Source organism: Globicatella sp. PHS-GS-PNBC-21-1553 (assembly GCF_033564055.1).
Lineage (GTDB): Bacteria > Bacillota > Bacilli > Lactobacillales > Aerococcaceae > Globicatella > Globicatella sulfidifaciens.
In genome coordinates this window covers 2,405,237-2,425,471 of record NZ_CP085470.1, presented here as the reverse complement: position 1 = coordinate 2,425,471, position 20,235 = coordinate 2,405,237, and the positions used below count along the sequence as shown (strand labels likewise).

Genomic DNA, 20,235 nt, shown 5'->3' with positions numbered 1-20,235 from the left:
TCATGAAAAAATTTATATCATTTTTAGTGGCGTTAATATTTGTCGGTTCTTTATCAATCAATCATGTGATGGCAGCTGAGGACAGTCTTACTAAAATTAAAGAAAAAGGGGAAATTTTAGTCGGGACTTCACCGGATTTTCCACCACGTGAGTTCTATATTATTAATGATAAAGGTGAAAAAGAAATTGTTGGTAGTGATATGGCGCTTGCTCAAGCGATTGCGGATGAATTAGGCGTTGAAATGAAATTAGTGACGACTGATTTTAATGGGGTGATTGCCAATATCCAATCAGGTGCAGTGGATATGGGAATCGCTGGTTTCTCATTTACTGAAGGTCGGGCTGCGGTAATGGATTTTTCAGATGGTTACTCTCAAGAAACAGGTGATAATGGTGGTTACCAAGGAATTTTAGTCACTAAAGAAACAGCTGAAAAATTCAAAACATTAGATGAATTAAAAGCGGCTAATTTAACGATTGGGGCGCAAGGTGGCTCTATCCAATATGAAATGGCCTTAAAAATTACTTCGCCAACGAATGTTAAGCAATACGGCACAATGGATGCAGAAGTATTAGCTTTAAATGCAGGTGATATTCAAGGGATGGTTGTGGCAACTTCTTCTGCGGAACCATTATTAAAATCATTTGATAATTTAGTGATTTTACCAAAAGATGGCTTTGATTTAGACCCAGAAAACATTTATGCACAAAATGTGATTGGCTTCCCGAAAAACATGGACAATACCGCATTATTAGAAGTGGTCAATAAAGTCATAAAAGAAGCGATTGACAGTGGTCAAATGGCTAAATGGGAAGATGAAGCGAAAGCTTTAAGTGTCAAAGCCATTGAAGAATAAAAAGAATGGAGGCCCAATAATGAATGCGAATGAAATAATTAAACAATCGGTTGAAGCGAAGATTGACGATTATATGGCAATCGTCCAATCATTATATGATAATCCCGAAATTGGTAATGAAGAATTTGAAACAATGGCCTTATTGGTTGATTATTTAACTAAGGCGGGTTTTGAAACACAAGCGGGTTATGTCGTGCCTACTGGTTTTTTAGGAACGTATGATTCGGGCAAGCCGGGTCTTACCATTGCCTTTATGTGTGAGTATGATGCCTTGCCTGAAGTCGGTCATGGCTGTGGCCATAATTTAATTGCGGCAATTGGGGTGGCAGCTGGAGAAGCACTAAAAGCGGTGATTGATCAGTATGGCGGTAAAGTATTGGTGGTTGGAACCCCTGCTGAAGAAAATTTTGGTGGTAAGGTATCCATGGCGGAAGCGGGTGTCTTTGATAATGTTGATGTTGCTTTAATGGTCCATCCTGGCACAAAAAATGGGGTAGGTGGCCGTTCTAATGCACTTTATCCATTGAAGTTTGAATTTTTTGGAAAAAACGCGCATGCTTGTCGTCCATCAGAAGGTGCTTCAGCTTTGGATGCCGCTGTCATGTCCTTTGTGCAAATTAATTTATTGAGACAATTTGTAGCCCCCCACCTACATTCACGGTGTGATAAGTGATGGGGGCAAAGCCGCTAATGTGATACCAGCGTATGCCTCCCTTGATTATTACTTTAGAGCGCCTAACTTTGCTTATGCTAAAGAAGTGGCGCAAAAAGCGGAAAAAATTGCTGAAAGTATTGCGATGGCCAATGGTACGACGGTTGAAACATCTGTCTATGAGTGCCCTTATGAAGATACCGTTATTAATTATAAATTAGCGGAATTATTAACTGAAAAATACCAAGAACTAGGATTAACGGATATTGAACCCGTCGATGAAGTTGCTACTGGTTCCACTGATGTTGGAGCCGTAAGTTATAAATGTCCTACTATACAAGGATATATAAAGATTGCTGAAGATTGGGTACAAGGACATTCTAAAGAAATGGCAGATGCCACCATTTCACCAGCTGGTAAAGCAGGGTTAATTAAGGCAGCTCAAGGTATTGCTCTAGTAGCCTTGCAATTATTAGAAGAACCAGAAACTTTTGCTGAGGTTCAAAAAGAACAAACAGAAACCTTATCTAAGTTATTAGGATAAATTTGGTAAAATAAGTTAAGAACTTGCTCCTTAATGAAAAGTTCAGTGGATGAATAGCATCAAACGGTGATTTAAAACTGGTTTGATGCTTATTCTACTTTTGGGGTGACCTGTTGAAGAAAATTTATCTAAATATATACAGGACAAAGCCACAGGAGCTAATTTAGACCGAGTGGGTAGATGAAACGAAACGCATCAAATTTTCTACAGCTTGTTACTCCCATTCTATTATTAAATAGTGTAAAATAGGAAGAGTAGTGAAGCTGGGTAATCACTTTAACATACCATTTGCTTCCACTGTCAACTTTATTGAACAGTGGTTGACTGGTCTCAACCTGCATTTTAATGATTTGTTTGAGTCCTATTCCACTGCATGGGGTGGGCAGACGAAGCTAAAATCACTTGATTTTTCTATTTCTAGTCCAGTCTCATTTTCGCGGGGATAGTCAGAAGAAGCTAAATTATTTGATTTTCTACTTCTGGTTTAGTCCCTATTTTATGGGGATAGGTAGACAAAGTGGAAAGCATTCAATTTTCTACTACTTGCCTGGTTCTCAACTTTTTTATTTGGTTTGTTATATCCGGATAATTATATCGAATTGTAAGGATATAACAAATGAAATAGTTAATTAATATAGAAAGAAGGGGTTTAATGATTTTTGAATTAGAACAATTATTAGAAGTAAAATTCAATCAACCATCACTTATTGAAAATGCACTATTTCATACAACATACGTTAATGAAAATCCAAAATTTAAATTACAATCCAATGAACGTTTAGAGTTTTTAGGGGATGCGGTTTTAGAAATTATCGTCAGTGATTTCTTATATCATCAATATCCTAAGTTGCCTGAGGGACAATTAACGACAATGCGTGCGCAATTAGTTCAAGAAGCCAGTCTGGCCTATGTAGCGCGTCAATTTAAAATTGACCAAGCGATCTATCTAGGTAAAGGTGAGATTGCCAGTGGCGGTCGTCAGCGAGAATCAATTATTTCCGATGCCTATGAAGCGATTTTAGGGGCGATTTATTTAGATCAAGGAATCGAATTGGCGACAAAATTTGTCAATTTAACTTTATTACATCAACATCAACAGATGCTTGCTTCCGTAAGTAAAGACTATAAAACGCATCTGCAAGAGTTGGTTCAACAAAAAGGAACCGTTAAAATTCAATATAAAGTCATCAAACAAGAAGGGCCTGCTCACAATACCCAATTTACTGTGGAAGTGCGAGTGAATGATGTGCCTTTAGCTATTGGTAAGGGGCGTAGTAAGAAACAAGCGGAAATATCGGCAGCGGAAAGTGCCTTAAATTTTATTGATGAGAAGGGTAACATCTTAAAATAAATTAAAATTTCGAAAAAATTATGAGAATATGACTAGTAAACGTTTGTATACTATGTTATAATTCCTACTATATTGATTATCGAAAGAAAGGAGAATGAATCATGAAATTATTAGTAGTAAGTAATGTTAACAATCAATTCGTGCCATCTCCTGGGGATAATCATGTACTGTTTGTATGATAACAGTTTTTTTGTGATGATTTAACCACCTACCTCGAGATGGGCTAGGTGGTTTTTTTGTGCAAAAAATTAAGAATTAAAAAACAGAAAAGAGGTCAATGATGCTTAAAGAAATTTGGAATTATATTATTCAAAGAAAATGGTTGTACACCGCCATCCTAATTTTATTATTTGTTGAATATGGATTTTCGGTGGTACCAACTAAAGTGACACAAACAATTATCAATCAAATCTCCAATAATACGCTCACTCAAACAAATTTAAATTTTCAATTAATTTTAATTTTAGTGACAGCGATATTAACCTATATTGCAGGATTTTTCTGGGTCAAATGGCTATTTTCGGCAAGAGCTCATTATGAATTAGAATTAAAACGAAAGTTATTTCATAAATTGAGTTCAATGCGCATTCCTTTTTATGATAAATTCCGTAGTGGGGATATGATGACTCGTTTTACTAGTGATATTGCGAGTCTTTCCGAATTATTAGGTTATGGTACGATGAGTTTTCTATATAGTATTGGGACGGTTATCATCATTATTCCGCAAATGTTTATGATTTCATGGTGGATTTCTCTGTTGGGCATGATTCCATTAGTGATTTTGGGAATTATTGTCTATTATATCGGGAAAAAACAAGATGATATGGTAGAAGCGAACCGTGAAGCTGTATCTGCCTTAAGTAATGAAGTATTAGAAGTAGTGGAAGGGATTCGCGTAACACGCGCCTATGGTAATAGTCGTTTAGGCGCTACGCGTTTTGCTGAAAAAACCGATCAACTTAGACAACGTGCCGATAATATTATGGTCTACCAAGCGCTTTATGGGCGTGCAGCCAATGTCTTTCTTGCTTTGAGTACCGTTATCATTTTGGGCTTAGGCGGACTAGTTATGAGTCAAGGCCAGATGCAAATTGGGGATATTGTGGCTTTACAAATGTATAGTTGGATTTTATTAGATCCTATGTGGATGTTATCGGATCTTATTTTAGTTTATAAAACAGGAGAATTATCTTTCAAAAAAATCAATGAAATCATTGAAACGGGTGATGATTTAGAAGCGGATGGTTCGATTGAATTAAAGGAATTAAATTCATTGGAATTAGTGGATTATTCCTTTAAATATGCTAATAGTGATTATGAGGGATTGAGCCATGTCAATTTAAAACTTGAAAAAGGACAAACCCTTGGTATCGTTGGTAAAACAGGTAGTGGCAAAACGACTTTTGTACGCCAGTTATTGCGTCAATATCCAGTAGGAGAAGGCCAATTATTAATCAATGGTCTTCCCATTGAAAATTATCAACGACACTCCATTGAACAGCAGATAGGTTATGTGCCGCAAGAGCATGTTTTATTCTCACGTTCAGTGGCTGATAATATTAAAGTAGGTAAAAATGATGCCAGCCAAAAAGAATTAGATATTGCGGTAGCCGTAGCAGCTTTCACTCAAGATTTGGAACGAATGGCCAATGGCTATGATACGTTAGTCGGTGAAAAAGGTGTCTCTGTTTCGGGAGGGCAAAAACAACGGATTTCGATTGCTAGAGCGATGATTAAGCAACCTAATTTATTGATTTTAGATGACTCCTTATCAGCGGTCGATGCTAAAACGGAACGCATTATTATTGAAAACATTCAAACATTACGACAAGGCAAAATGAATATTATTATCACCCACCGATTATCAGCGGTTAATCATGCCGATTGGGTAATTGTATTAGAAGGGGGCCGAATCGTTGAGGAAGGAACGCCACAAGAGTTAGTCCAACAAAAGGGTTGGTATGCTGAGCAGTATTATAAACAACAAAGTAAAAGGGGTGTGACTGAATGAAATTAGTATTGAGACTTTTATCCTATTTAAAAATAGTTCGCTTACCTTTTATTTTGGGTTTAGTATTATTACTTATTTCCAGTGGAGCTCTACAAGCAGCGCCACTTATTGTCCAATATATTATCGATAATTTATTAACGCCATTAACGAAGGGGGCTACTTTAGATTCAAGCAAGTTATTAATGTGGTTAGCATTTTATATCGGTTTGTCCATTATTGGGAGTATTATAAGCTATATTGCTATTCGTATATTGATGTATTGTGCTAATAAAGTAGCGGCTCATTTGCGTAATGAAGCCTATGAAACAATGCAAAATTTACCGGTCGCGTATTTTGATGATAAACCCGCAGGCAAGATTTCTGCTCGTATTGTCAATGACACCGAAACCTTAAGAGCGCAATTTTACGGTAGTTTGTTATCCAATATTTTAGTCTTAATGATGAGTGTCATCAGTGTTTATGTCATCATCTTTTTCATTAATTATAAAATGGGCCTAGCTTTATTATTATTAATTCCAGTTTTTATAGGGTGGCAACGACTGTGGCAATTACGAACAGAAAGTCAATTGACCACCTATTATGAAATGCAAAGTGAAGTGAACACACAGGTCAATGAAATGATGACCGGTAGTGCGATTATTCAATTATTTAATCAAGAAAAGGATGCGATTGACCGATTTGACGCCATTATCGAGAAGATGTATCAAGCCGATGTAAAGATGATTAATGTTCACGCCACTATCTCGTGGAGTTTAGTAGACTTATTTAAACGAATTGTCTTCTTTGGTGTGTTAGCTTGGGCTGGGTATCAATTTTTAGGTGGTTATGTGACCGTCTCTGCTGGTTTACTGTTAACCTATATTAATTATATCGATCGCTTGTTTAATAATATGGGGATGTTAGTGCGAATGTTTCCTGAGTTACAACGTTCATTAACGACAGGTAAACGTGTCATGGAATTATTAGATGCACAAAAAGAAGTGGACACTGAAAAGGAACTTACAGTCAGTGAAGGCAATGTCGTCTTTAACAATATTTCCTTTGGGTATACGGATGAAAAATACGTTTTAAAAAATATAAACTTGGAAGCTAAAAAAGGGCAAACAATTGCCTTAGTAGGGCATACTGGTAGTGGGAAAAGCTCTTTAATTAATTTATTATTCCGTTTTTATGATCCACAGCTTGGTGAAATTTTAATCGATGGACAAAATATTGCTGAATATAATCGCGAATCAGTTCGCCGTTCAATGGGTATCGTATTACAAGATCCGTATTTATTTACCGGAACGATCGCTTCTAATGTTGCAATGGATGATGCGACGATTACCAAAGAAACGATAATGGATGCTCTAATAAAGGTTGGCGCTAAAAATATGATTAATCGTTTAGAAAAAGGGATTGAAGAACCGGTTATTGAAAAAGGAAATGCATTTTCAAGTGGTGAGCGACAACTCATTGCTTTTGCTCGAACTTTAGCTAGTAACCCTAAAATACTTATTTTAGATGAAGCAACATCGCATATTGATACCGAAACAGAAGCTATTATCCAAAAGGCCATGAATATTGTAAAACAAGGCCGAACGACCTTTATTATTGCACACCGACTTTCAACTATTCGTGATGCGGATCAGATATTAGTTTTAGATAATGGGGAAATCGTTGAACGAGGAACCCATGAGGAACTATTAGCATTAGACGGACGCTATGCCAATATGCATCGTATGCAAGAAAAAATATAATCGATTGTAAGGCGTTTCATTATTCTTTTCATTGATGTTATGTTAAATTAAAGTAACAATACAAATTGAGAGGAAGAATAATTATGGGATTATTTGATACAGCCGGTAGTTTAATGGATATTTTGTCAAAAGTAGATAGCAATGATGTGACAGCAATTTCTGATCGTGCAGGAATAGATGCGTCTCAAGCGAGTTCAATTGTCGGGATGGCTTTACCTTTAATTTTAAAAGCAATTAATAATAATACTTCAACTGAAGAAGGGTTAATTGCGTTTGACAATGCCTTAAAAGACCATGCTAATGATACTCATTTTGATTCAGTTGCAGATTATACACGAAAAGCTGATGTCGAAGATGGCGATAAAATGTTAAACCATTTATTTGGCAACAAAACAGGTATCATTGAAAAAATTGCCGATACCTTAGGATTAAGCCCGGCAGCTGTAAAACGTGTGTTAGTATTAGTTGCGCCATTATTAATTAAATACATGGCAGATAATAAGAAAAACAAACAATTAACAGCTGAAGAAGTTCGTAGACAAGCACAAACTGAAGAAGAAACATTACAGAATCAGTACGAAGAACAAATTAGACGTTACGAAGAACAAATTGAACAATTAAAAAGACAACAAGCACAACAACAAGGTCAAGTTACACAACAAACTGAACGTCGTGAAGATTATATTCCAAAAATTCCACAACAGCCAGGCAACTCAACAACTAATGATGGGGCCTTTGGCGGCATCTTAGGTAGTCTAATTGAACAAATGTCACAAAAAGGTGGCGGTCAAGTGAGCCAAGCACCGAAAAGCGAAAATAAATCAATCGTTGAATCCCTACTAGATTCATTTTTCTAACATCGATTATTAAGGATTACTATGCTTTTCTTTTTGACAAATTACTTTGAAACAATAGTTAGTCTTTAGGTCTAGAGTATCAGAAGTTTCAAATATTGTAAGATATTTTTGACAACTCTAGCAATCGACATATTTTTTTATAAGGTGTCTTTTAAATTTTAATGAGCCTTTCCTTGCTTAAGACTTTTAGTCTGCGAACGAGGAAAGGCTTATTTTTGTGTTTTGAGGAAGGCGAAATTGTAGCGCATTTTGTGAAGTGGTATGAGCCTCAGTTTTTTAAATGTTTGTTTGGTATTACAGTTACAATAAGATTCCCCAATTTGTTGCACATAACTTTCCCAACGAAAAAGTGGGGAATCTTAAGTGAGACAAATTGTGATTTTTAAGTTGACTTTTATATTTGGTTCCGTCTGTTTATTTTATTTCGCAGTGGTTGAGTGGCCTCAAACTGCGTCTTAATGAGGTTAGGTAATACGATCAAGTGATTGCTCGATAATTATAAGCGCAGTGGTTGAGTGGCATCAAACCGCGTCTTAGAGAGATTGGTCCTCAACTTGCTAAAATCAATCAACTTATTGCTCGGTAATAAAAAACGCAGTGGTTGAGTGGTCTCAATCTGCGTCTTAATGACTTGCTTGAGACCTACTCAACTTTGCGGGGGTGGACAGACAAAGCGAAAATCATTTGATTTTCTACTTCTGGTCCACTCTTTTATTGTAATAAAGCGAATAATTAACAAATAAATTTACATTTTCATAGTGTTTTCAAATTACCTTAAAAAAATAGCAGATGGGAACGTTTACTTTACCAAAAGTCACTTTTAATGTAAATCAGCATTTGTTATAATATGAGCATGATATAAATAGGAGTGACGAAATGGAAGTTCAAAATCGTGGTCTAATCGGAAGTATATCCCATAGTATTAACAAAAAAGAGGAATTATTTGATAAGAGTATTGCCCGTTATATGGTACGTTCGATGTTAGCATGTCTTTTCTTAACAATGGGGGTAGCTATCGCCAGTTTTATCGCCGGAAAAGCAGATGCCTTAGTACCAAATATGGGTAAATTCTTTTATGCATTCATGTTCAGTTGGTCTTTAATTATGATTATTTATATGAATGCTGAACTAGGTACATCTAATATGATGTATATGACAGTTGCAATGCATCGTAAAATTTTACCAGTGTCTAAAGCGTTAAGAATTTTGTTAACGTGTATTTTATTCAATGCGATTGGTGCAGTGGTTGCTAGCTTTATTATGTCATTCACACAAGCTTATAGCACTTTAGAACCTGATCATTATTTATTTGCCGCTACTACAGCTAAATTAGCAAAAACACCGCTTCAACAGTTTTCTGAAGGTATTTTTGCCAATGTGATTGTTAATACCGCTGTATTTTGTAGTATTCGTATGAAAGACGATGCCGGAAAAGTATTTGCTATGATTTTTATTATTTTCATTTTTGCATTCTTAGGTTTTGAGCACGTTATTGCTAACTTTTCTACTTTTGCATTGTCATTCTTTGCCAATGGTGGACCGGTTGAAGGTATGACTGTACTTTCAGTTTTATCTAACTTCTTATGGTCTGGTCTAGGTAACTATGTCGGTGGGGGTATTTTTATCGGTTTAGTATATAGTTGGTTAAATAATAAGAGTGAGTTATACTTCGATTAATCTTTAGAAAAGAGGCTTGTTGGAACGTAAAGTTCTTACAAGGCTCTTTTTTTGTTTAAATAGGGTGCGGCATTTTTAGCCTAAGAGGCTGGGCATAAACTTGATAAATTTAATCAAGTGATTGTTCGGTAATTAAAAGCGCAGTGGTTGAGTGGTCTCAAACTGTGTCTTAACGTGGTTAGGCATCAATTTGATAAATTCCAATCAAGTGATTGCTCGGTAATTAAAAGCGCAGTGGTTGAGTGGTCTCAAACTGTGTCTTAACGTGGTTAGGCATCAATTTGATAAATTCCAATCAAGTGATTGTTCGGTAATTAAAAGCGCAGGGGTTGATTGGCCTCAAACTGTGTCATAAAGTAGCTGAGAATAAGCTTGGAAGATTGAATCAAGTTATTGTTATTAAATTAAAAGCGCAGTGGTTGAGTGGTCTCAATCTGCGTCTTAATGACTTGCTTGAGACCTACTCAACTTTGCGGGGGTGGACAGACAAAGCAAAAATCATTCGATTTTCTACTTCTGGTCCACTCCCAACTTTGCGGGGGTGGACAGACAAAGCGAAAATCATTTGATTTTCTACTTTTGGTCCACTCCCAAGTATGCGGGGTGGACAGACGAAGCGAAAAAGATTCAATTTTCTACTTCTAGTATACTCCCAGTGACGATTCTTTATTTATAAGCACAACGACAGTATAACATCAAACCGCATCTTGAAGCCTAATTTAAAATCTATTGAAGAGTGAAGGGTAATACGAAGCAACAACTATTTAGTCTACTCCCAAGTTTTTTAAAAATACTATCATATTTTCCCTTTAAAATGTTTGATTTAACAACATTATGACAAATAATCATATTAAAAAGTTATGAGCATAAAACTTGAGTTACAAACGTAAACGTGTTACGATGGTCTCATCAAGATTAGAATATTAATCTTAAATTAATAATAGATAGGAGATTTAAAATGTTTAAAAAGTTTGCAAAATCTTTTCTTTCAGCTGCAGCTGCTTTAACATTAGCCACTGGTAGTTTACCAGTAACTTTAGCAGAGGAGACACAAATTGATCCTTCAGTTGAACAAACATTAAGTATTATGACAATTGGAGAGTTAGCAACTTTAGACTCAGCTTTATATAATGATACGCCAAGTTCAGATATGATTGGCCAAATTTTTGAAGGGTTATATCGTGTTTCTACTGGTACTGAAGTAGAATTGGGTCAAGCTGAGAACGTTGAAGTTTCAGAAGATGGTTTAACCTATACTTTCACTTTACGTGATGGCTTAGTTTGGAGTAATGGTGAACCCGTCACAGCAGAAGATTATGTGTTTACTTATCAACGTTTAGTTGACCCAAATGGACAAAATACGTCTTCATCTGTTGAAATTTTCAAAAATGCGGCCAGCATCCGTAATGGTGAAATGGAATTAGATGAATTAGGTGTTAAAGCACTTGACGATAAAACATTAGAAATTACATTAGAATATCCAGCACCTTATTTACCGAAATTATTAACAGGTAGTCGTTTTATGCCCGTTTCTAAAAAATTTGTAGAAGAAAAAGGCGAAGCTTACGGTACTTCTGCTGAAAATATCGTAACGAATGGACCCTTTACTTTAACAGGTTGGACAGGTACTGAATTAGAGTGGACTTTAAATAAAAATGAAAATTATTGGGATGCTGAAAATGTTCATTTAACAGATGTATTAGTATCTGTTGTTAAAGAAACAGGTACTGGTGCAGACTTATATGACGCGGGTGAAATTGATTATGCAATTTTATCTGATGCCTTTGTTGGTCAATATGAAGGGGCAGAAGATTTTAATACAGTTCCTCGTGCAACATTAGGTTATATCATGTTTAACGATACAAAAGAACCTACCAACAATGCTGCCTTAAGACGTGCAGTTTCTCAAGCATTTGACAAAGAATTATATGCTGAGTCAGTGATTCAAGATGGTTCTACACCAGCGAATGGATTTGTTCCAACTGGTTTTGATGTGGATGAAGAAGGGGTAGATTATCGTGAAGCAGCAGGAGAAATCTTACCTTATAACGTAGAACAAGCCCAAAAAGATTGGGAACAAGCGAAAGAAGAATTAGGTGTCGAAGAGTTATCATTAGAATTATTAGTATCTGATGTTGATTTATCAGGTCGTACAGCTGAATACTTACAAGCTCAAATCCAAGAAAACTTACCAGGATTGACGATTACTATTCGTTCCGTTCCTTTACAAAACCGTTTAGAAATTCAAAGAAGTTTAGACTATGATTTCTATTATGGTACATGGGCGCCTGATTACCAAGATGCTTTAAACTTTGTTGAACAATTAACGACTGATGGTGGGATTAACTTTGCTAAATACTCTAACGAGGAAGTAGATAAATTAGTCGACCAAACACGCCATGAGTTAGCGAATGATCCAGCGGCACGTCGCGAAGCGTTAATCGCAGCTGAGAAAATCTTTGTAGAAGAAGATGCAATTACATCAGCATTATACCAAGTTTCTACCTCATACCTATTAAGCCCAGATGTTAAAAACTTCGAAATCATGCCATTTGGACGTACGATTAATTTACGTACTACTTATCGCGCAGCTGAATAATTTTTAATGGCGAGGCAACTCGCCATTTTCTAAGCAAAAAAATAGTGAAGTATAGACAGATATGTTAAGATTAAATCAAAATAATAAAAAGGAAGTGTCATTATGACAAAAGTTTTAACAGATGCACAATTTAACCAAGAAACTGCAGAAGGGTTAACATTGGTTGATTTCTGGGCTCCATGGTGTGGTCCGTGTCGTATGCAATCACCCGTTATCGATGAATTAGCTGAAGAATTAGCTGGACAAGTTGATTTTTACAAAATGAATGTTGATGAAGAGCAAGAAACAGCTCGTGAATTTGGCATCATGTCAATTCCAACGTTATTAGTTAAAAAAGATGGCGAAGTTGTTGAAAAATTAGTTGGTTTCCATGATAAAAATCGCTTAAACGAAATTTTATCTCGCCATATGTAATATTATAATTAAATAGTCTATTTAAAAGCGGGTCAGAATGTTATCATTTTGGCTCGTTTTTTATTGTCATATTTTATGAACGTGAAGCAATTTCAAGTACCAATGAAAACTGATTATAGACTTCAAATATAATTATAGATGTCACAATGCCAAATCATTATTTTTATAGATTCATTTTTTAGGTCTAAAGACTGATTTTATCGTTTTACTATGATTCTTATTTATGTCGGCTATAAATTAAGGTATAATAGGATAAAAGGGAGGATTATGATATGAAAAGAAAAGTTTTTATATTTCTAAGTTTATTGACATTTATTGGTTCGATAATGTTTTGGTTACCGCCAATTAAGGTTGCTTCGATTAATGACAATAATCCTCCAGTAAAAGATCAAGTTTTAAAAGATAATCAAAATAAAAGCGAGGAAAAAGTTCAAACAATTAATTATGCACCTTTCTTATATTATGAAAATTATGATTATATTGGTTCTGGTAATGAATTTGCAGGTTTTAAAGTGGTACTGCAATATCCTTTAAACGAAGAAGGGATTTATCAATTTAGACGTGATGGTGCCGGTACTTCTATCGCGTTTGTTTATCAATTAACTCCAGAGGGCATTATTGAATTGAGTTATTTTCCAGAAACCTATGATAATACAGATTTTAGAGACCATCCAGATACTTTCGATGACTCTACTTCATTAATCATGCCATTAGAGTTGGGAGTGGGGGATACTTTTTTTAGTGGCTATCAAGAAGAACAAGAGTATGAAGTGATTAACATATTGGATGATTTTACAGTTAATCAAGTGACTTATCATGATGTTTTAGTGTTGTCATTAAAACAAGACACGAATGATACGACGCAGTATTTTTATTATGCCCCCCAATATGGTTTAATTTATGATGAATTTGCTTTCAAGGATGAATTTTCGATGTATATCACCAATGAATTGAAATCTGTTCAAAATAAAATGTATTATCCTAAAGTTAAATTTAAACAATTTTTTAAGGAGTGAATTTAGATGAAAGACGTAACTAATAGTAGTCAACAACATGCGAAAAAATCTCACCGAAATTTTTTGGCTTTATTCAGTCGTATGGGTTTTAATGCTTTATATATTTTATTGTTTGTTTTAGCCTTTCTTTATTACTATATTGCCTTACCGCCGATACATTATGCCGCTTTTGATTTTTGGTTTTTCCTAGGACTCATCGTTGTGGGGATTATCGTAATTGAAGTATTAAAAGATGGTTCTAATTTTGTTTTTAATCGTAGTCAAAATACCAGTACACAGTTTAAAAGTATGTCTATTAAATATAAAGTTTTATTTGGGATTTTACCAGTGGCTCTGGTTATTTGGTTAGTGAGTTCAGCTATCTTTTCACCATTTTTTATGGCTTCCTCATATCGTGATATGTTACCAGTAGCACAGGCTGATTTTGAAACAGAATTCTCAGAAACGGATGTCAACCAGATACCATTAATTGATCGAGATACCGCGGTTAGATTAGGTAATCGTAAGCTCGGTGCCCTTACTAATTTAGTATCACAGTTTGTAGCGAGTCCTGAATATGTGCAAATTAATATTAATAATTATCCCTATCGTGTGACACCATTAGAATATGCTGGATTTTTTAAATGGTTAAATAACTTTTCTGAGGGTATTCCTCATTATTTAAAGGTAGATAATGTCACCGGAGAAGTAACGGTTGAAACACCTGAAGCTCCGATTAAATATTCTTACGCCGATAAATTTTGGCGTAATATTAATCGTCATTTAAGATTTAAATATCCCTTTACTATCTTTGGTAAACCTAGTTTTGAGGTAGACGATGAAGGGACACCTTATTATATTGCATCTACTTATGGTCGTAATTTCTTCTTATTTGAACCAGAAGTAACAGGGTTAGTGGTAGTGAATGCTTCAACTGGTGAGTCCAAACATTATTCATTAGAAGAAATACCACAATGGGTTGATCGTGTTTACAGTGCCGATTTAGTTTTACATCAATTGCAAATGCATGGAAAATATGTGAATGGGTTTTGGAATATTTTATTTTCAAATGAAGGTGTGACTCAACCTACTGAAGGCTATAATTATTTACCAATGGATGATGATTTATATCTATATACAGGGATTACCTCGATTAATGCTGATGAATCGAACATTGGGTTTGTTTTAGTTAATTTAAGAACAAAAGAAGCCAAAATGTACCCAATCAGTGCAGCCGAAGAATTTTCTGCGATGAGTTCTGCAGAAGGAAGTGTACAAGAAAAAGGTTATACGGCTACGTTCCCATTGTTAATTAACTTGAGTGGTAAGCCGGTTTATGTGCTTTCATTAAAAGATTCCTCCGGATTAATTAAAGCTTATGCTTTAGTCGATGTGCAAAATTATCAAACTGTATATGTCGAAAGTAGTGTCGAAAAACTATTGTTAAGTTATGCAGCTGAAAATCCAGTTGATATTGAGGAATTAGAGACTGAAGAGGCGTTACTTGAAGTGGTCGGTGCAGTTGAAAATGTTCAGGCTGTCGTTAAAAGTGGTAATACCGTTTATTATTTCATGATTGATGGCAAAGTTTATCAAGCACCCATTCAGTTGAATGATTCATTACCATTCTTAAATGATGGTACAGAAGTAAAGATGGGAGTAAGTGAATCAGGAGAAGTGCGTTCCATTGAATGGGATGACGCAAAAGAGAATGTAACAACTGAATAATGTAAAGCTGATTTCTAGGAATGACTGATAGTAAAATGTTCTGTTTTTACTAAAAGTCATTCTTTTTTTATTAGGCAGCTTGAGATTATGTTGGTAATCAAGAATGAGACACTGTTGTTGAAAGAATCTTAAGAGCACACTGCATTCCATTCAGTGGTTAAATATGAGTCAACGTATGATTCCATTAGAAATGATTTGAATGGCAATGGAGAACTTAATTAGTTTAGAAAAATGGTATTGTATTTACCAAAATAGCACGCTTAAACTATCATTTTGATTATAGGTGAAAGGTACTTATTCTTTTGATCGTAGTCTATCAATTTTAGAAATATCATTTCAGAATGATTCATTTTTTCAAAACGGCGGATTTTATAATGAAGTTAGCCACTTCAAAAAATCCAATTAAATAAAAAAACGCCATGTAAATTTCATGTTATTATTGAAGTTACCACACTCTCAATAGATAAGGATGAAATCACATGACGCATACTAATTCTAGCACATCATCACATAAAGGCAAACATCTCACCTATGAAGAACGGTGTCAAATTTCAATTTTGGTACTTGAAAACTATTCAAATCGTCACATTGCTAAATCCATTGAACGTGCCCCACAAACAATCAACAATGAAATAAAACGTGGGACAATTCGTCAAATCCGTCGTCAAAAACAAGGGGGTAAAGTTTATACTTATACCTACCAGGTTTACGACCCAAAACTTGCACAATCACGCTATGAAGACTTACGTAAAAATTCAGGAAGACGTCCAAAATGGATTGATTCCACTGACTTTATTGATTGGGCTGATCAAAAGATGTTAGAAGATGGATGGTCACCCGATACGGTGGTTGGTTTTGCGAATCGTTACAACTTATTCGCAAACGAACTAATTCCTTGTACCACTACTTTATACCACTGGATTGATAGTGGAATTATGCGGACTAAAAATATCGATTTATTAGAGAAACTTTCTCGTAAGATAAAGAACCCTAGTCAAAAAGTTCGTCGTAATAAGCGAGTGCTTGGAACATCCATTGAAGAACGCCCTCAATCAATTGATACTCGAGAAACATTTGGTCATTGGGAAATCGACACCGTTATAGGGAATAAGACAAAATCCGAGCCAGTACTACTCACGCTTGTTGAAAGACAAACACGCTTTGAAGTCATTCTAAAAATTGACGGAAAAGATGCTGAATCAGTCGATAAAGCAGTGACGAATTTGAAAGAACGAGCAGGTGATCAGTTTGAATATATCTTTAAGAGTATTACATCAGATAACGGTTCAGAATTTTCAGGACTCCACGAAGGGTTATCTGAGGTATTAGATGTCTACTTTACGCATCCCTATGCTTCTTGGGAAAGAGGAACGAGTGAGAATCAACATAAATTCATTCGTCGTTTCATTCCAAAAGGTAACTCTATGAGTGACTTAACTCAAAGGGATTGTTTGAGAATACAACAATGGATGAATGATTATCCTAGGAAAATATTAGGTTATCAAACACCTCATGAAGTCTTTACTAAAGCCTTCAAAAAAGTAAGACAAGAGGAAGGACTCGTCAGTGCTTGACAACGAGCCTCCTTCAGCATGACTGAAAGCCTGGGAAGCTGGTAGAAGCCAGCCTTGGAATGACCTATCATGCCTCAGCTCATTGTCAAGCACTGACTAGATAGACCAATACAGTAAGTTAGTAGGTAACACATTGTTTACGATAAGTGGCTAACTTCAACTTGAAATTTCCGATTTTTTCAAAACAAGAAAAAATATTAATAAAAGAAAAAGTCTTGATTTATTTAGCGAAAATAGACTAACATAATAGGAGATTAGGCATAAACTTGATAAATTTTGTTAAGATTTTTGTTCATTAATTAATAGCGCAGTGGTTGAGTGGTCTCAAACTACGTCTTTAATGAGGTTAAAGATAAATTTGGTAAACTTAATCAAGTTATTGTTATTAAATTAAAAGCGCAGTGGTTGAGTGGTCTCAATCTGCGTCTTTAATGAGGTTAAAGATAAATTTGGTAAACTTAATCAAGTTATTGTTATTAAATTAAAAGCGCAGTGGTTGAGTGGTCTCAATCTGCGTCTTTAATGACTTGCTTGAGACCTACTCAACTTTGCGGGGGTGGACAGACAAAGCGAAAATCATTTGATTTTCTACTTTTGGTCCACTCCCAACTTTGCGGGGGTGGACAGACAAAGCGAAAATCATTTGATTTTCTACTTTTGGTCCACTCCCAACTGTGCGGGGGTGGACAGACAAAGCGAAAATCATTCGATTTTTTACTTTTGGTTTACTCCCAACTTTGCGGGGGTGGACAGACAAAGCGAAAATCATTTGATTTTCTACTTTTGGTCCACTCCCAACTGTGCGGGGGTGGACAGACGAAGCGAAAATTATTTAATTTTCTACTTCTTGCCCACTCCCAACTTTGCGGGGGTGGACAGACAAAGCGAAAATCATTCGATTTTCTACTTCTGGTCCACTCCCAACTTTGCGGGGGTGGACAGACAAAGCGAAAATCATTTGATTTTCTACTTTTGGTCCACTCCCAACTGTGCGGGGGTGGACAGACGAAGCGAAAATTATTTAATTTTCTACTTCTTGCCCACTCCCTTAAAAGAAAATGTGCTATAATGAAAATATTATTTACAAAGGGGGAGAGAATGGATACAGTAGTCTTAACAATAGCTGGTTCGGATACTTGGGGTGGTGGCGGTATTACTACAGATATCAAGACCATTGAACAAGCAGGGAGTTTTGCGGTTAATGTGATTACTTGTATCGCAGTTGAGAGTAGTGATAGTTCTTTTGAAATTGTTTCTTTGCCTGCTAGTTTAATTAAGCAACAGCTTCAAACGATTGCGAATTCGCATCAATTATCAGCCATAAAGATCGGTTTATTAAACGATGCCAAAACGATTGCGATAGTCAAAGAATTTATTGAAACGCAAGATTGTCCGATTGTGATTGATCCTGTAATGGCTTTTAAGGAGTCATCGAAGGAAATTAAGCAAATTAGATTAGAAATGATTGACTTAATGAAATCAGCGACAGTCATTACACCTAATTTAACGGAAGCAAAGATTATTGCTGAAAGTGGTGACATTGAGAATCAATTGATGCTGGCAGATGAAGCTAAGAATATCTACTCGATTGTGAAAACTCCAGTATTGATTACCGGTGGTGCGCGCTTTCCAGGTGAAAAAGCAGTGGATGTTTTATTTGATGGCGAAAAGGTACACTTTTTTGAATTGCCTAAATTAGACACCTTAAATATACATGGAGCAGGCTGTGCATTATCTTCAATGATTGCGGCTCAATTAGCAAATAATGAAAAACTCGAGCAAGCAATCGAAAATGCTAAACACTTTGTATATCAAGGAATCAATCAAGGTTTATCTTTACCATCCGGTGATGGGGGAAATATTTGGAATAGAATAGGGGATATAAATGAGAAATAAATTTGATGTTCGTACATTAACATATTTAGCAGTCATTACAGCAGTAACTTTAGTTTTGTCATTATTAATTATTATACCCGTTCCTGCTACTAATGGATTTGTTACAATATTAGATGCCGGAATTTATTGTGCAGGTTTAGCCTTTGGTTCATTAGGTGGGGGAGTCGTAGGGGGGCTCACTGGCCTATTAATTGATTTAATTTCAGGATATACTATTTGGGCACCGTTCTCACTTGTTATTCATGGATTACAAGGATTGGTTTATGGCTTGATTATTGAAAAATATGGAAACGACAATAAAAGCATGTTGTTTGCTTTAGCAATCGCTGGCTTGATTATGGTTGGCGGCTATGCTATGGCCAATGAATTCCTATATGGTGGCGGCGTAGGATGGGTTTCAATCCCAAGTAACATTGTACAAGTTGGCTTTGGTAGTGTCGTTGTGATGCTTGTAAAAAATAAATTTTTATCGATATTAAAAGTATACTCTCATTAGGAAGAAGGAGCAGAATTGAACTTAGAACAATTACAAGAAAACTTAAATGAAATTATGGACAATATTATTGAAAAGGCAAATTTAAAAGAAAATGATGTCTTTGTTTTAGGATGTTCAACAAGTGAAGTGATGGGGCATCAAATTGGTAAACATTCTAGTTTAGAAATTGGTGAGTTGATCGTTCAAACACTTTTAAATAAGTTAAATCCATTAAACGTTCATTTAGCGGTTCAAGGCTGCGAACATTTAAATCGTTCATTGGTTATTGAGTCAGAGGTAGCTGAAAGTAAAGGCTATGAAGAGGTATGGGTCAGACCAAGTCTTCATGCCGGAGGCGCTACTTCGGTATCAGCTTTTAAATTATTTAAAAATCCGATTGAAGTGATGGCAGTACAAGCAAAAGCCGGCATTGATATTGGCGATACTTTTATTGGGATGCATGTAAAATCCGTTCAAGTACCGATTAGACCGACGATTAAAACTTTAGGACATGCTCATGTGACGGCAGTCACCTCACGTCCACGTTATGTTGGCGGTCCTAGAGCCATTTATGAGGGAATAGAAATAAAATAAGCGAAAGGTAAAGACCTTCTGACTATTGATCAGAGGGTCTTGATATTTAGAAGAAACTATTTAAACTGTAAATAAATGATATAATTAGCGAAACTAACATAGTTAATACCATTGCGATTGAAATAAAGCGGACAATTCGATCCATTTTCGATAATTTTTTCTTATTTTTATTTGATTGAAACATAACATGATCTCCTTTATTAATGACAGTACTATTATATTATAAACGATTCAAAATATAAACCAACTTAAGTTGATTTTTTTGCATTAAG

20 protein-coding genes are annotated in these 20,235 nt (G+C 35.5%); 17 read left to right on the top strand and 3 right to left on the bottom strand.

Annotated features, from left to right (window positions below):
- The first annotated feature begins 2 nt into the window (after positions 1 to 2).
- The 14 genes from LB888_RS11570 (at position 3) to LB888_RS11505 (ending at position 16,998) form a co-directional block, all read left to right on the top strand.
- Positions 3 to 857 carry a transporter substrate-binding domain-containing protein gene (locus LB888_RS11570; protein ID WP_318753027.1) on the top strand — a complete coding sequence of 285 codons (855 nt, stop codon included), beginning with the start codon at positions 3 to 5 and terminating at the stop codon, positions 855 to 857.
- Positions 858 to 876: 19 nt separating this feature from the next.
- Complete coding sequence (locus LB888_RS11565; RefSeq protein ID WP_318753026.1) at positions 877 to 1,530, top strand: M20/M25/M40 family metallo-hydrolase; 654 nt, start codon at positions 877 to 879, stop codon at positions 1,528 to 1,530.
- A 19-nt stretch (positions 1,531 to 1,549) separates the two neighbouring features.
- Positions 1,550 to 2,053: a hypothetical protein gene (locus LB888_RS11560; protein WP_318753025.1), complete on the top strand. Its 504-nt coding sequence runs from the start codon at positions 1,550 to 1,552 to the stop codon at positions 2,051 to 2,053.
- 652 nt (positions 2,054 to 2,705) lie between these two features.
- A complete protein-coding gene (rnc, locus tag LB888_RS11555) occupies positions 2,706 to 3,404 on the top strand; it encodes a ribonuclease III (RefSeq protein WP_276646015.1) in 699 nt (232 codons plus the stop codon).
- 280 nt (positions 3,405 to 3,684) lie between these two features.
- Complete coding sequence (locus LB888_RS11550; protein ID WP_318753024.1) at positions 3,685 to 5,415, top strand: ABC transporter ATP-binding protein; 1,731 nt, start codon at positions 3,685 to 3,687, stop codon at positions 5,413 to 5,415.
- Positions 5,412 to 7,154: an ABC transporter ATP-binding protein gene (locus LB888_RS11545; RefSeq protein WP_318753023.1), complete on the top strand. Its 1,743-nt coding sequence runs from the start codon at positions 5,412 to 5,414 to the stop codon at positions 7,152 to 7,154. Before LB888_RS11550 ends, LB888_RS11545 begins: the two co-directional genes overlap by 4 nt.
- 83 nt (positions 7,155 to 7,237) lie before the next feature.
- A complete protein-coding gene (locus LB888_RS11540) occupies positions 7,238 to 8,011 on the top strand; it encodes a DUF937 domain-containing protein (protein ID WP_318753022.1) in 774 nt (257 codons plus the stop codon).
- Positions 8,012 to 8,887: 876 nt separating this feature from the next.
- Positions 8,888 to 9,688, top strand: a complete 801-nt coding sequence (locus LB888_RS11535) for a formate/nitrite transporter family protein (protein WP_318753021.1) — start codon at positions 8,888 to 8,890, stop codon at positions 9,686 to 9,688.
- Positions 9,689 to 10,017: 329 nt separating this feature from the next.
- Positions 10,018 to 10,257: a hypothetical protein gene (locus tag LB888_RS11530; protein ID WP_318753020.1), complete on the top strand. Its 240-nt coding sequence runs from the start codon at positions 10,018 to 10,020 to the stop codon at positions 10,255 to 10,257.
- Between the two features lie 389 nt (positions 10,258 to 10,646).
- The gene (locus tag LB888_RS11525) at positions 10,647 to 12,287 is read left to right on the top strand and encodes a peptide ABC transporter substrate-binding protein (protein WP_318753019.1); all 1,641 of its coding nucleotides are present in this window, start codon (positions 10,647 to 10,649) and stop codon (positions 12,285 to 12,287) included.
- 102 nt (positions 12,288 to 12,389) lie between these two features.
- Entirely contained in the window at positions 12,390 to 12,701 is a 312-nt protein-coding gene (gene trxA / locus LB888_RS11520) for a thioredoxin (protein WP_276645515.1), read from the top strand.
- A 272-nt stretch (positions 12,702 to 12,973) separates the two neighbouring features.
- Positions 12,974 to 13,717 carry a hypothetical protein gene (locus LB888_RS11515; RefSeq protein WP_318753018.1) on the top strand — a complete coding sequence of 248 codons (744 nt, stop codon included), beginning with the start codon at positions 12,974 to 12,976 and terminating at the stop codon, positions 13,715 to 13,717.
- Between the two features lie 6 nt (positions 13,718 to 13,723).
- Positions 13,724 to 15,424: a hypothetical protein gene (locus LB888_RS11510; RefSeq protein WP_318753017.1), complete on the top strand. Its 1,701-nt coding sequence runs from the start codon at positions 13,724 to 13,726 to the stop codon at positions 15,422 to 15,424.
- A 479-nt stretch (positions 15,425 to 15,903) separates the two neighbouring features.
- On the top strand, positions 15,904 to 16,998 hold the full coding sequence (locus LB888_RS11505; RefSeq protein WP_318753016.1) for an IS30 family transposase: 1,095 nt from the start codon (positions 15,904 to 15,906) through the stop codon (positions 16,996 to 16,998).
- Between the two features lie 538 nt (positions 16,999 to 17,536).
- On the opposite strand, the gene LB888_RS11500 is transcribed toward LB888_RS11505, so the two are convergent.
- Entirely contained in the window at positions 17,537 to 17,767 is a 231-nt protein-coding gene (locus tag LB888_RS11500; protein WP_318753015.1) for a hypothetical protein, read from the bottom strand.
- 63 nt (positions 17,768 to 17,830) lie between these two features.
- Positions 17,831 to 17,956 (bottom strand): hypothetical protein, encoded by a 126-nt coding sequence (locus LB888_RS11495; protein WP_318753014.1) that lies wholly within the window; start codon positions 17,954 to 17,956, stop codon positions 17,831 to 17,833.
- 140 nt (positions 17,957 to 18,096) lie between these two features.
- Here LB888_RS11495 and LB888_RS11490 point away from each other — a divergent pair, with 140 nt between their 5' ends.
- Genes LB888_RS11490 through LB888_RS11480 form a run of 3 tightly spaced genes read left to right on the top strand, consistent with a single transcriptional unit; the run spans position 18,097 to position 19,963 of the window.
- The gene (locus LB888_RS11490; protein WP_318753013.1) at positions 18,097 to 18,894 is read left to right on the top strand and encodes a hydroxymethylpyrimidine/phosphomethylpyrimidine kinase; all 798 of its coding nucleotides are present in this window, start codon (positions 18,097 to 18,099) and stop codon (positions 18,892 to 18,894) included.
- Complete coding sequence (locus LB888_RS11485) at positions 18,884 to 19,390, top strand: ECF transporter S component (RefSeq protein WP_078755374.1); 507 nt, start codon at positions 18,884 to 18,886, stop codon at positions 19,388 to 19,390. The genes LB888_RS11490 and LB888_RS11485 overlap by 11 nt, the downstream gene beginning before the upstream one ends.
- Before the next feature lie 15 nt (positions 19,391 to 19,405).
- A complete protein-coding gene (locus tag LB888_RS11480) occupies positions 19,406 to 19,963 on the top strand; it encodes a TIGR01440 family protein (RefSeq protein WP_318753012.1) in 558 nt (185 codons plus the stop codon).
- A 46-nt stretch (positions 19,964 to 20,009) separates the two neighbouring features.
- On the opposite strand, the gene LB888_RS11475 is transcribed toward LB888_RS11480, so the two are convergent.
- Entirely contained in the window at positions 20,010 to 20,147 is a 138-nt protein-coding gene (locus LB888_RS11475) for a DUF4044 domain-containing protein (protein WP_141749294.1), read from the bottom strand.
- Positions 20,148 to 20,235 lie beyond the last annotated feature (88 nt).